This is a genomic window from Labedaea rhizosphaerae, assembly GCF_004362825.1.
Lineage (GTDB): Bacteria > Actinomycetota > Actinomycetes > Mycobacteriales > Pseudonocardiaceae > Labedaea > Labedaea rhizosphaerae.
This window is the reverse complement of record NZ_SNXZ01000006.1, coordinates 268779-281412: the sequence shown is the minus strand read 5'-3', so window position 1 is coordinate 281412 and position 12634 is coordinate 268779. Positions and strand designations below refer to the sequence as shown.

Here is a 12634-nt window from a genome sequence, read left to right as displayed (position 1 = left end):
GGCATCGGGGGTAGTGCACCGGCGCGCCTTATGATCCGTCCTCATGGCCGATCAGCTGCACGTGCACACGTTCGGTCCGGTGGACGCGCCGCCCCTGCTCGCGCTGCACGGCATCACGGGGCACGGTGCCCGGTTCCGCCGCCTCGCCGAGACGCAGCTGGCGGAGTTCCGCGTGATAGCGCCGGATCTGCGTGGCCACGGACGTTCCCCGAAGACCCCGCCGTGGACGCTGGAGCAGCACGCCGCGGACCTGCTGGCCGTGCTGGACGCCCACGAGGTGGACTCGGCGCCGGTCGTCGGGCACTCCTTCGGCGGGCCGGTGGCGTTGCAGCTGGCGCAGCTCGCGCAGCAACGCGTGCGGCGGCTGGTGCTGCTCGACCCGGCCGTCGGCATGCCGCCCGAGCGGCTGCTGGACGTCGCGCGGGGCGCCTACCAGCACTTCTCCTCGCGGGAGGAGTTGGCGGCATACCAACGCGACGCGTGGCCGTTCGCGGACGAGTCCTTGATCGCGGAGGAACTGGCGGAGAACACGTCCGGCACGGCATACCGGTACGAACCGGCGTCGATCGCGACCGCGTGCAGCGAGATGTGCCGGACGCCACCGCTGCCGAGTCCTTCGCTGCACACCTTGGTCGTCGAGGCGCGCCGCGAGGACTACGTGTCGCCGGAGTTCGTGAAGGCCTGCCGGTTCGCGCTGGGGTCGTCGTTCCGGCACGCCGGGCTGGACAGCGGCCACATGCTGTACTTCGAGCGCCCCGACGAGACGGGCGAGCTGATCAGATCGTTCCTGGCGGAGTGATGGACGAGGAACTGCACGAGCGGATGCGCGAGATCGTCGCGTCGGTGCCGCCGGGTTCGGTGACCACGTACGGGGACGTGGCCGCGATGGCCGGGGCGCCGTCGCCGCGCATGGTCGGCAAGATGCTGTCCGAGGATGGTCTGGACCTCCCGTGGCACCGGGTCCTGCGGGCGAGCGGCCGGCCCGCGGAGCACATCGTGCACCGGCAGCTGGAGCTGCTGCGCGCCGAAGGCGTGCTCGCCGACGACGGGCGGATCAACCTGCGCAAGTACCGCTGGAAGCCCTGACCTGCGCTCGGGCGGCGAGCAGGTGTCGCCGAAGTGCTCGTCGGACGGTCGGGCAGCTGGCAGACTCCCGCGTCATGGGGACTTCGCTCAGCACCGTGCTGTGGCAGCTGACCTATCGAGCGGTGGTGCGCTCGGCGTTCGCGACCGTGCCGTTCTACCGGGAACACTGGGCGCTGGACGGTCGAACCGACCCGGTGCTGGTACCGGGGCGCACCGGACGCCACGGGGGTGCGGTGGACGCGGCGACGGTGCTCGCCCGGCGCGCGGATCTCGTGCCGTTGGCCGGCGGCGAGGCCGTGGTGGACCCGCTGCGCGGTCTGGGCGCCGTGCTGCGCCGGGTCGAGCCGCTGCGGACGGGCACCTTGGTCGCGGTGTTCGGCGCGGACAGCGCGCCGGTGGACCTGCCGCGGGGCGTGCGGGGCTGGGCGGTGCGGCCGGACGACGACGTGGACGCGGTGCTGGCCCAGGCCCGTGGCCCGGTCGTCGCGGTGGGGCCCGACAAGCAGCTGCAGCTCCTGCCCGACCGGCCGCACCTGCGCCGGGTTCCGCTGCGTGAGCTCGACGAGCTCGATCGCGGCCCGCACGGGTTGCTCGTGCACCCGGTCCTCGGGGTGCTGGCCGGGCTGGCCGACTGCGGGCGCTGGCACGTGGACCGCACGGCGCTCTACCTGCGCGAGACCGACGCCGGCCTGGCCGGCACGGTGCTGCGGCAGCGCTCGCCCCGGCTGGTCGACACGCTGCTGGGTGACGAGCGGGTGCGGCTGAGCGCGTGCCCCCGCCACCGCGGCCCGGTGTTGACTCCTGGGCTGGCGCGGTGATCGTCGAGCTGGTCGATCCGCGGACCGACCCCGAACCCGAGGGCTGGACGGCATTCGTCGCGGCCCGGCAGCTGCACCCGGTGTGGGAGTTCGACCTGCTGCGCATCGAGTCCTGGCTGGCGCGCAACCCGGCCCTGCTGGCGGTCGTGCGCGATGGCGGGACGATCACGGCGGTGGCGACCGCGCTGGTCTGCCGGTTGCCGTTGACGGCCCGGTTCGCCCGGCCCGGCTCGCGGTCGTTGGTGCGGCCGGGGTGGGCGGACATCTACCTGCCGTGGCTGTCGGGGTTCCCGGGCATCGAGTTCGCGGCCGGCTCCGACGTGGACACCCGGGTGGCCGCGCGGCGCGCGGTGGAGCGGGCGCTCGTGCGGCGGCTCGGACCGGGCCTGCTCGGGGTCGTCTACCGCCCGGTGCGCCCGGACGAGCTCGACATCTTCACCGGCCGTGGCCGCCCGATCCGGAGCTGCATGCCCGCGGCGGTCCTGCGCAACGAGTGGACCAGCGTGGACGACTGGCTCGGCTCCCTGTCGCGGGAGCGGCGCAAGAGCCTGCGGCGCCAGCAGCGGGACCTGGCCGCGGACCGCGGCGTCGTGACGCGCGGCGGGCCGGCCCGCACGGACCTCGACGCCAGTGAGCTCGCCACGTTCGTCGAGGCGCACCGGCGAAGGCTCGGGCCGTTGCCTCGTGAGGTCCGGACCCCGGTGTCGGCGGCCTACCTGGACCGGCTCGTGCGGCGCCCGGACGTGCACACGCTGACCTACCACGACGAGGACGGCAGGCTGCTCGCGGTGAACACCATGCTGGACAACCCGGTGTGCGCGGTGAAGCAGCACTGGGCGGCCCGCGCGCGTGCCGACGGCGGCCGCCGGCACCTCTACTTCGACGCCTACGTGCGCGCCATGCGCTACCTCACCGGCGCGGGGCGACCTCTGATGTCCTCGGGCACCGGGCTGGAAGCGGTCAAGCAGTCGCTGGGGTTCGACCTGCACGTGCGCCACATGGTGCTCGCCCCGAGACCGGTGCTAGGCCGATGAACACCAAGCCGATGAACACCAAGCCGATGAGCACCGACCTCGACGTGGAGGTGCTCGACCCGCGCCACGACCCCGAGCCCGCCTACTGGGCCGCGCTGCGCGCCCGCGCCGGGCTACGGGCGGACTGGGCGTGGGACATGCTCGGCACGAGTGCGTGGCTCGCCCGGCTGCCCTTGCTGGTGGCCGTGCTGCACCGCGCCGGGGCGCCGGTGGGCGTCGCGACCGGCACCTACAGCGGCCTTCCCTACCACCCCAAGCGATTCGTGCCGGTCCGCGGCGGCCCGCTCGTGGGCGTCTGGCACGTGCGGGCCCCCGCGAGCAGCGCGCTGCCCGGTTGGTGGCTCGACGACGGCCTGACCGTGCGGGACGTGCTGCGCTGCCGCCCGGCGATCGGCCGCGGCTGCGCCGGGGTGCTGCTGCGCCAGGTCGGCCCCGAGGACCTCGCGGTGCTCCCGGCGCGTGCCCGGTTGGTCCGGCCGACCGAACCGACGTGGACGCTGCCGGTGCACGACGTCGGTGACGTGACCGAGTGGATCGGCGGCCTGCGCCGCAAGCGTCGCGCGCACCTGCGCGCGACGTGGCGGGAGACCAACGACGACCAGCGCATCGTGGTCGACGTCGCCACCGCGTCCACAACGGACCCGGCGGAGGTGGCGCACCTGTTGCGCCACAACGAGAACAAGTACCACGGGCGGTTTTCGCCGCTGCCCACGGCGGCCGGTTACCTCGGCGCGCTGATGCGCCGCGACGACGTCCTCACGGTCACCTACCGCGATCGCGACACGTCGGCGTTGCTCGCCGTCGGCGTCACGCTGGACCACCCGCGGTGGCCGATGCCCCGGTACTGGTCGATGCTGCCGGTCGAGCGGGGCGGCGTGCGCAACGCCTACTTCCACCACCTGACCGTCCTCGTCGACTGGGCGATCGGGAACGGCAAACAGGGTTTGCTGCTGGGCAAGGGAAAATCGGAGGTGAAGGAGTCGCTCGGCGCGGTGCCGACCGAGCAGAGCGCGGTCCTGGTCGTACGGTGAGGCCGGTGCGGTGATCAGGTGCGTTCAGGGCCGCGGGGCCGCTGCCCCGGCCTCGCGCCGAAGCCACAGCCGGATCAGCACCGAGCGGCCGACCAGCCCGACGACCATGGCCACCACCGCGCCCACCGCGTGCAGGGCCGGCACCAGCACCAGCCCGGAGACCGTCGTGGCCGCCAGGCCCACCCACGCCGCCGTCGAGGTCAACCGCAGCGCGACGCCGTTCGTGTTCTCCAGCAGGAAGATCGTGTAGAGCACCACGCAGAACAGCACCATCTCGACCGCGATCGCCAGGCCCAGCGCGAGGGTGCTGGCCGCGATCGCGGCGACCGCTCCCGCGCCGCCGACCGCGGCCGCGAACACCACCACCGCGAGCCCCACCGCGAGCGCGATCCCGGCGAGCGCGGTCGCCCACGCGTTGATCGCCGCCGCGCGCTGTCGCCCGGACCGCCCGCCGGTGCCCCGCAGCCGCATCGACGTGCCCGGCTGCAGCAGGCGCAGCACGAGCACCGACAGCGAGCCGAACACGCTGGAGATCACCATGACCACGTACACGGTCGCGGCGTCGGCCGGGGTGCCCGTCGACGCGATGACCACGTAGAGCACCGCCACCCCGGCGGTGCTGGCGACCTCGGAGATGCCGAGCAGGAACACCCGGCGGTCCACCCGGCGGCGCAGCACGCGCCCAGCGCGCACCCGGGCCGGCCGCGACCGCAGTCGCGGCACCGCGAGGGCAAGCACGGCGCACACCACCAACTGCCCGGTGACCAGCCCGAGCAGGTACTGGTAGGGGTGCAGGGCGCCGGCGAACGCGAACCCCGCCAGGATGATCACCCACATCGCGAACACCACGTAGGCGGTCGTCTCCCGGCCCGCGTGGCCGTCGATGCGGTGCAGGCTGGCGAGCACCGACATCAGGCCCTGGGACCCCGCGTAGACCGCCGCCGCCGGGTACAGCGCCCATGCACCACCGACCGGCAGCAGCGCCACCGCGAGCACCGCCGCGACCGCGACGGGCGCCGCGGCCCGGCCGACGAGCATCCTGGTCAGCTGGTGGGCGAGCACGGGGGCGCGTGGCAACCCGGTCAGCGCGGCCTTCTCGGTGCCCTGCACCAGCGCGGTCAGCCAGTTGAAGGCCCCGGTGGCGGCCACGTACGGCCCGAACTGCTCCGCTCCCCACACCGGCAGCAGCGCCAGCATCGACACCTGCATGCAAGCGCGTGCGAGCCCCCGCCCGGCGATGATGCGCACGGCGACCCGCAGCCGGGGGGTGAGCGCCCGGACCGCGGTCGTCGTGCCGGTCGCGGTGGCCGTCATGGTGGCTCCCGCCGGTTCGCCGCGGCGTTACTGACCTTGGCCGCTGGGCACGGGCTGGCCGGTGTGGTCGTTGCGGTCGGACGCGGGCGCCACGGCATCGGGCGCGGCGGCCTCGGGCGCGGCCTCGACGGGCGCGGAGTCCTCGGCGGTGGCGGCCCCGTTGCGGCGGGTGAACCGACGGAACAGCGACGCGGGCAGGGTCAGGATCAGCAGCGCGAGCACGACGTGGATGGCGATGAAGGCGAACGCCTGGTACTTGGTCAGCGGGTGGCCGAGGAACACCGTCATGTGGTCGGCCCAGGCCCAGACCTCGGGAATCGGCGTCCACTTCGGATCGGTGTGGTTGTTGATCGTGAGGAACGCCAGGTCCTCGATGCCGGAGAGCTGCAACAGGATCATCGCGTAGCCGAGCCTGCGGCTGGTGCCGCCGCTGCCGCCGCCGAGCCGGAAGGCCAGCACCATCGCCAGGATCAGGAACGGGGTCAACGTGAGCACGTAGTAGTACGGGCTCTCGGTGCCTTCGCCGCTCGCCGAGAAGAAGATCTTCGGAACGAAGTATCCGAAGTAGACCAGGAAGCAGACCGGCAGCGCCGCCAGCGCGATACCACGCCGCACGCGCGCGCTCAGGTTCATCGCCGCGATGGCCTCGACGGCCAGCACGAAGGGCACCAGCTTGACCAACAGGATGCCGATGTTGGGGATGGCCTTCTCGTGCGGCATGCCGAACCACACCCCGCCCGCGGCCGCTAACGCGGCGACCAGCAGCACGATGAACTTCAGCTGGCCGCGCCGTCGCTGTTGGACAAGCGTCATGAAGGACTCCCCAAAGAAAGGCGAACAGGTGGGCGTTCCCACGCGCGGCGATAATACGCGTGCGAGTAACTCACGCCACCCCTGTCGGGATAACCTCTGCAGCATTGCCACCACGCTGCGCCGTTCGGCCGCACGACCCCCCAAAGATCACGCACGAAAAACGGCGGTGAATTGATTTGGTGACAACACCGGGAGCGACCAGTCGACTACCGGTTCGCGCGATTCGGCGCACGGCGTGGGAACGAGCCGCGGCCCGTGTGGCGGTGCGCGCCCGCGACACCGTGCCGTTCTACCGCGAGCGCTGCCCGGTGGGCGGTCTCGCCGGCCCGGTGCGGTCGGCCGAGCTCGCCGGCCGGCTGCACCTGCTCACCCCGTTCGCGCGGCCGTTCGATCCGGCCGAGGAGCCGACGCTGTGGACCGGCGTGCCCGCCGACCTCGGCGCCGCGCTGCGCACCGCGATCGGGGCGAGCAGGCGGACACCGGTGATCGAGGGTCGCCGGTCCTGGGTGCACTGGCAGACCCTGGGTCGCGCCGGTGCGCCCTACGCGGCCGTGCTGACCGGGGCCGTCCCGCACACGGACCTCGACGAGCGGGCCCGGCTGCTGGCCGCGGACGGACGTGCCGTGCTGGTCGCCGGCCCGACGGAACTAGCCGAGGTCGGCACGCGGATCGGGCACCGGGGGCCGGTCGTCGCGCGGGTCAGCGCCGAGCAGGCGCAGCACTGGCGCGGCGGCGCTGCCGTGGTGTTCGACCGCCACCTCGGCTACTACGCCGCGCTCGGTGGCTGCGCTCGGTGGCACCTTTCGTGGCGCCGGTTCCACGCCGTCGTGGGCCGCGAGGGGCTGCAGGTCACCGCGCTGCGCCGCACTCGTCCCACCCTGGTGCGGGTCATCCCCGAGCACCCCGGTTTCCGCGCCGTCACCTGGTGCCCGGCCCACGGCACCCCCGTGCTGCAGCCGTGACGCAGCCGTGAGGCCGAGGAGCTAGGCACTGTCCAGGGCGGCCCGGGTAGCGGCGAGCAGGGGGCGGGTGCGGTCGGCCAGGTAGGCCGCGACCGCCTTGGTGACCGCTTCCGTGGTGAATGCCCGCAGCAGCAGCCGCAGACCGGGCCCGCCGTCGACGCCGAACAACGCCGCACGCAGCAACGTCGCGTCAGCCCTGTCGACCGCGCCGATCGCGCCGACCGCGCCGAGCCGTTCGGCGGCCCGCGCCACCTCGTCCGGGTCGGGCAGCAGGTCGGGCTGGAACCGCGCGATCACCCAGCACGTGTCCCGGGCGGCGTGCGCGAGCCACCTCCTGGCGTGCACGACCCGTTCGGCCACCTCGGCGCGCTCGGTCCACCCGTCATCGACCAGCGAGTCCACCACCGGCTCCGAGTGGTACGCGAACTCGTGCAGCCGCCCCACCACCAGCGACACCGGCGGCAGCGCCGAGGTCGCCGAGGTCGCCGAGGTCGCCGCCTCGTCGAACCGCTTGTGCAGTTGGTAGTAGGCGGCTTTGTCCAGCGTGGCGGGCAGCGCGCGGCCGGTGGTGGCCAACCAGGCGAGCACCGGCGGCGCCACCAGCCGCGACCGGTCCTCGGCCACCGCGCCGGGAGCGGCCCGCGCCCCGGAATCGACCTGGGCCCCAGGATCGACCTGCGCCCCGGGCTGGGGCCACCGGGCCGCGACCAGCAGGCTCGGGTCCGCCAGCGCGACCACCGCACCGCACCGGCGACACCAGTAGCGCGCACGGCCGCGCCACAGCCGGTGCACGACCGTGCGGTCGGACTGCCCGCACTGGGCGCACACCGCGGCGAGCTCGGCCCGGCGGGCCGGGCGGCCCGTCCGCTCGGCCACCCAGTTGCGCGCCGTGCGCAACGACGCGGCAACCGAGCTGATCGGCGACTCGCTGCTCATCGGCCGGCCACCAGGAAGCGGGACTCCTGCGTGGTGGCGAACCGCGCCTTGATCTCGGTCATGCCCTTGCCGAACCGGGTCAGGGCCCGGCCGCGGTCGATCATCAGGTCGGCCACCCGCAGGAACTGGTCGAAGTAGATGTTCTGCCTGCCGCCGTCGGTGCGGTCCCGGCTCCCCCAGTGGCTCATCTGCAGCTCCGTGCCGGTGTCGTGCACGGTGGAGAGCGCCAGCAACCGCTCGCCGGAGAAGTAGCACACGAACTCGGTACCGGGGTCCTCGTTGAGCACCCGGAAGTAGCTCTCCGGGATCGGCGGGCGGATCAGCCACCACGGCCGGTGCCTGCGGCCGATCTGCTGCACGAGCCGGGTCGCCTCCCGCTCGGGCACCTCGGGGCACAGGCGCACCGACAACGTGGGGTCCGCGGCCACCGTGGCCTGCACCTTGCGCAGCTGCGAACGCCACTTGCCGGGCAGCTCAGCCCGGTACTGGCCGGGGTCCGACCAGCGGTTGTACAGCACCGGCTCCGGTTGCACGGGACGCACCAGCCGGTTGCGGCCACGCACCGCGGCCACGTGCTCCGGCGCGACGTGCCGGTAGGCGACACCGGCCACCCGCCTGCCGAACCGGGCCCGCAACGCGGACTCGAACGCCGCGACGGCAGCCGCCTGACCTGCGGCATCCAGCCGCTCGTCGAACCGGTACCCGGCCAGCGACCCCGGGTAGAGGCGGCACTCGAAGAAGCCTGGCGCCGCCTCGGCGGGCGCGTGGTAGCGGCGGGGGTCGCTCAGGCCCTGCAGCCGGCCGAAGAACAGGGCGACGGTCCGGGGGCCGTCGGTGACCGCGCACAGCACGCTCGGCGTCTGCCCGAGCCAGGACGCGGTGGCCAGGGTGCGACCGTGCCAGAGCACCGGCAGCGACTCCTCCTTCACGAAAGCGTCCCAGGCGTACGGAATCGGTTCGGTAACCGGATCCACCATTTCCGTGCGCACAGCGCAACCCCTTTCCCCTGTCGCCGACCGCCATCGAACCCTAACCCCGGTCCGGACGTCGAACGGCGTGATCACATTTCCGCGACCGTCCGACCGCATTCGGTCATAACCAAAGGCGTGGCACTCGACTGTATGGAGTAAACCTTTACACAATGTTCGGCCGTTGCCGGAAATGGCCGGTAGGAAACCTTCCACGCCGGTCGTCCAGCTTGTTAGAGTCCGCCGATCTCTTCACAGCCAGTGCTTCGAGCGCCACTGGCAGCCTTGTTCCGGCAGCGCCCCGCCCGAGTGGGACGCCGTCGAAGGCTGCCTCGTGATGCCCGGGCGCGCACGGGAAATGGGGCACACCGATGACGAAGGTCATCATGGTGACGGGGGTTGCCGGATTCCTTGGTAGCCACGTCGCGGACACCATGCTGGCGCTGGGGCACGAGGTCCGCGGCATCGACAACATGATGGACGGGTTCAAGGAGAACGTTCCGTCCGCAGTGGAGTTCGCCGAGGCCGACTGCCGCGACGCCGGGCAGTACGAGTCGATGCTGCGCGACGTCGACGTGGTCTTCCACTGCGCGGCGGCACCGTACGAGGGGCTCTCGGTGTTCGCACCGTTCCTGGTGCACGAGCACACGACTTCCGCGACCGTCGCCATGCTCTCCGCCTCGGTGCGCGCCGGCGTCGGCCGGTTCGTGCACTGCTCGTCCATGTCCCGCTACGGCCGGCTGCGCCCACCGTTCACAGAGGACATGACGCCGGAGCCGCTCACCCCGTACGGCATCGCCAAGTACGCCGCCGACCTCCAGGTCCGGGCGATCTCCGCGGTGCACGGGATGGAGTACAACATCGCGGTGCCGCACAACATCATCGGCACCAGGCAGCGCTACGACGACCCGTACCGCAACGTCGCCGCCATCATGATCAACCGCGTGCTGCGCGGCAAGCAGCCGGTGGTCTACGGCGACGGCAGCCAGTTGCGGTGCTTCAGCTTCGTCTCCGACGTGGTGTCCTGCCTGACCAAGCTCGCGCTCGACCCGCAGGTGCAGGGCGAGATCGTCAACGTCGGCCCGGACGAGGGCATGGTCAGCGTGCTGGAGCTGGCGCAGACCATCTGCGACATCGTCGGCGTCGAGTGCGACCCGGTGTTCATGCCGGCGCGCCCGCTCGAGGTGCACCACGCCACGTGCAGTTCGGACAAGGCACGCCGGCTGCTGGGCTACCGCACCCAGGTCGGCCTGCGCGAGGGGCTGACCGAGATGGTGGAGTGGATCGCCTCGGCCGGCCCGCGCGAGTTCGACTACAACCTCGAGCTCGAGATCGTCAACGAGCTGACCCCGCGTACGTGGACCAACCGGTTGATGTGATGGACCACGACCTGTTGCCGGAAGAAACCGGCCTCACCGCGATCGTGCCCTGCTACAACGAGGGCGCCCAGGTCGACGTCGCCTACCGCGCGGTGAGCGACGCGCTGGCCGCGGTGGCGAACCTGGAGATCCTGTTCGTCGACGACGGCAGCGGCGACGACACGCTGGCGCGCATCAAGCGCATCGCCGAGTCCGACCCGCGCGTGCGCTACCTGTCGTTCACCCGCAACTTCGGGCTCCCCGCCGCCGTCACCGCCGCGTTCCGGTACGCGAGCAAACCATGGGCCGTGCAACTCGACGCGGACCTGCAGTTCCCGCCCAGCGAGATCTGGCTGCTCCTGGAAACCGCGGCGCAGGGCTACGACCTGGTGTTCGGCATCCGCCGGGAACGCAAGGACGGGGTGCTGCGGCGGATCGGGGCCGCGGGTACCCACCAGATCGCGCGGCGGCTGCTGCACATCGAGGTGCCGCAGGGCGCGACCTCGTTCCGGGTGGTGCGCACCGAGGTCGGCCGCACGATCGTGAACCTGCCGACCGGCAACTCGCACTTCGTGGCCAAGGGCCCGCAGATCGGCGCGCGGTACACCACCGTGCCGGTGCAGCACGCCGCCCGCGACCAAGGGCAGTCCAAGTTCCGGTTCGGCCGGCTCGCCGGGGACGCGTTCGAGCTGCTGTTCGGCTTCTCCTGGCGGCCGTTGAACGCGGCGTACCTCCTGTGCGCCCTGGCGGCGACGCTCGGCGTGGTCTTCGCGGTGCTCGGCGCCACCGGGGTGGCCGGCGGCGGTGTGCTCGGCGCCGCCGGGTTGCTCGCCGGCGCCCTCATCGCCGGGGCGGTCGGGTTGATCGGGCGGTACCTGCACCGGCGGATGCTCGACGTCCCGACCCGGCGGCGGTACTACGTCCGCGAGGCCAATGTGGACGTCGTGCCCGAGGACACCATCGACCGTGGCGTGCGCGCCCCGGTGCCCACGCGGCGACCGGCGCCCGTGTCGCTGGCCGTGCCCTCGTCGGTGCCGGCGACCCAGGACCTGGAGGTGACGACGTGAGCGGGGCGCTGCTCGTGCTCGGGGCCGGCGAGGAACAGGTCGCCCTGTACCGCGAGGCACGCAAGCGGGGCCTGCGGACCATCGCGGTGGACATGCGATCCGACCGGCCGGCGGTCGCGCTGGCCGACGAGTTCCTGCGCATCTCCACCACCGACCACGCGGCCATCGCCGACGCACTGGCCGGTCGCGAGATCGCCGGGGTGGTGTCCACCGCGGCGGACACCTGCCTGCGGTCCTGGTGCGAGCTCTCCCGGCACTTCGGCACCCCGTGGCAGTTCCCGAACGCGGCCGTCACGGTGTCCATGGACAAGGCGGCGTTCCACCGGATCGCGACCGCCGCGGGTATCCCGACCTACCGGTGGGTGCAGTCCGCGGATCTCATCGAGCTGTCCGATGTGGTCAGTGGGTTCCGGTTCCCGGTCGTGGTGAAGCCGACCGACGCCTCGGGCGGGCGCGGCGTGCAGGGCGTCGCGGTACCCGCGGCGCTGGACGCCGCGCTCGAGTCGGCGATGGCGAGTTCGGTGCGCGGCGCGGTGATCGTCGAGGAACAAGTGATCGGGACCGACTACACGGTCAACGTGTTCATGATCGATGGTCAGGTCGCGCACTCGATCATCACCGAGAAGCAGGTCATCCCGGGCCCCAGCTTCCTCATCGGTGGGCACATCGCTCCCGCCCGGCTGGCCGACGCCACGGCAGCGGCACTGATCGCCGACGCGCACCGGTTGTGCCTCGCCTTCGACCTGACCGACGGCCCCGCCAACTTCGACGTGATCGTCACCGATGACGGCACCTGCTACTTCCTCGAAGTGGGCGCACGGATGTCGGGCAACGGCTTCCCGCAACTGGCGCACGCCGTGTCCGGTGTGGACGTCGTCGCCGCGCTGCTGGACCTGGCGACCGGTCAGCCGGTGGACCTCACCGCGCGGTGGCACCGCGCGGGCCAGTTGCACGTGCTGATCTCACCGCTGTCCGAACCGGGCGAACTGGTCGCCGCCGAAGGGCTGGACCGGGTGCGCGCTCTGCCGCAGGTGCACGCCGTCGACCTGTTCGCCCACCCCGGCGACCGGGTGCTGCCGTTCACCGAGGCCGGGCGCAAACTCGGCTGGGTCGTGGTCGGCGCGGACACCCACGACGAGTTGCCCGTCCTGCTGGCCGAGGCCGTGACCGCGCTGGACATCATGGTCCAGCCTGACCAGCCGCAGCCGGTGACCACCTGAGCTGCTCGTCGATTCGGGAATGGCGCC

13 protein-coding genes are annotated in these 12634 nt (G+C 72.5%); 9 read left to right on the top strand and 4 right to left on the bottom strand.

From position 1 onward, the window contains the following. Positions 1 to 43: 43 nt before the first annotated feature. The 5 genes from EV186_RS30335 to EV186_RS30315 all read left to right on the top strand — a co-directional run bounded on the left by EV186_RS30335 (position 44) and on the right by EV186_RS30315 (position 3969). Positions 44 to 799, top strand: a complete 756-nt coding sequence (locus EV186_RS30335) for an alpha/beta fold hydrolase (RefSeq protein ID WP_133852892.1) — start codon at positions 44 to 46, stop codon at positions 797 to 799. Continuing rightward, the gene (locus EV186_RS30330) at positions 799 to 1086 is read left to right on the top strand and encodes an MGMT family protein (RefSeq protein ID WP_133852891.1); all 288 of its coding nucleotides are present in this window, start codon (positions 799 to 801) and stop codon (positions 1084 to 1086) included. Before EV186_RS30335 ends, EV186_RS30330 begins: the two co-directional genes overlap by 1 nt. Positions 1087 to 1160: 74 nt before the next feature. After that, positions 1161 to 1904: a hypothetical protein gene (locus EV186_RS30325; RefSeq protein WP_133852890.1), complete on the top strand. Its 744-nt coding sequence runs from the start codon at positions 1161 to 1163 to the stop codon at positions 1902 to 1904. Beyond that, positions 1901 to 2938: a GNAT family N-acetyltransferase gene (locus tag EV186_RS30320; RefSeq protein WP_133852889.1), complete on the top strand. Its 1038-nt coding sequence runs from the start codon at positions 1901 to 1903 to the stop codon at positions 2936 to 2938. Before EV186_RS30325 ends, EV186_RS30320 begins: the two co-directional genes overlap by 4 nt. Next, the gene (locus EV186_RS30315) at positions 2935 to 3969 is read left to right on the top strand and encodes a GNAT family N-acetyltransferase (protein WP_133852888.1); all 1035 of its coding nucleotides are present in this window, start codon (positions 2935 to 2937) and stop codon (positions 3967 to 3969) included. The genes EV186_RS30320 and EV186_RS30315 overlap by 4 nt, the downstream gene beginning before the upstream one ends. A 24-nt stretch (positions 3970 to 3993) precedes the next feature. Here the strand turns inward: EV186_RS30315 and EV186_RS30310 are convergent, their stop codons facing one another. Then, positions 3994 to 5283: a hypothetical protein gene (locus EV186_RS30310; protein WP_133852887.1), complete on the bottom strand. Its 1290-nt coding sequence runs from the start codon at positions 5281 to 5283 to the stop codon at positions 3994 to 3996. A gap of 27 nt (positions 5284 to 5310) precedes the next feature. Continuing rightward, on the bottom strand, positions 5311 to 6096 hold the full coding sequence (locus EV186_RS30305) for a hypothetical protein (protein WP_208115859.1): 786 nt from the start codon (positions 6094 to 6096) through the stop codon (positions 5311 to 5313). A 257-nt stretch (positions 6097 to 6353) separates the two neighbouring features. Between EV186_RS30305 and EV186_RS30300 the strand changes: the two genes are divergently transcribed. After that, positions 6354 to 7058 (top strand): hypothetical protein, encoded by a 705-nt coding sequence (locus tag EV186_RS30300; protein ID WP_133852886.1) that lies wholly within the window; start codon positions 6354 to 6356, stop codon positions 7056 to 7058. A gap of 21 nt (positions 7059 to 7079) precedes the next feature. On the opposite strand, the gene EV186_RS30295 is transcribed toward EV186_RS30300, so the two are convergent. Together EV186_RS30295 and EV186_RS30290 are read right to left on the bottom strand one after the other, a co-directional pair. Continuing rightward, complete coding sequence (locus tag EV186_RS30295; RefSeq protein ID WP_133852885.1) at positions 7080 to 7994, bottom strand: FYVE zinc finger domain-containing protein; 915 nt, start codon at positions 7992 to 7994, stop codon at positions 7080 to 7082. Beyond that, complete coding sequence (locus tag EV186_RS30290) at positions 7991 to 8923, bottom strand: hypothetical protein (protein WP_133852884.1); 933 nt, start codon at positions 8921 to 8923, stop codon at positions 7991 to 7993. The genes EV186_RS30295 and EV186_RS30290 overlap by 4 nt, the downstream gene beginning before the upstream one ends. Before the next feature lie 410 nt (positions 8924 to 9333). Here EV186_RS30290 and EV186_RS30285 point away from each other — a divergent pair, with 410 nt between their 5' ends. Genes EV186_RS30285 through EV186_RS30275 form a run of 3 tightly spaced genes read left to right on the top strand, consistent with a single transcriptional unit; the run spans position 9334 to position 12607 of the window. Beyond that, entirely contained in the window at positions 9334 to 10341 is a 1008-nt protein-coding gene (locus EV186_RS30285) for an NAD-dependent epimerase/dehydratase family protein (RefSeq protein WP_133852883.1), read from the top strand. Continuing rightward, positions 10341 to 11387, top strand: a complete 1047-nt coding sequence (locus EV186_RS30280; protein ID WP_133852882.1) for a glycosyltransferase family 2 protein — start codon at positions 10341 to 10343, stop codon at positions 11385 to 11387. Before EV186_RS30285 ends, EV186_RS30280 begins: the two co-directional genes overlap by 1 nt. Next, positions 11384 to 12607, top strand: a complete 1224-nt coding sequence (locus tag EV186_RS30275) for an ATP-grasp domain-containing protein (RefSeq protein ID WP_133852881.1) — start codon at positions 11384 to 11386, stop codon at positions 12605 to 12607. Before EV186_RS30280 ends, EV186_RS30275 begins: the two co-directional genes overlap by 4 nt. The last annotated feature ends 27 nt before the right edge of the window (positions 12608 to 12634 follow it).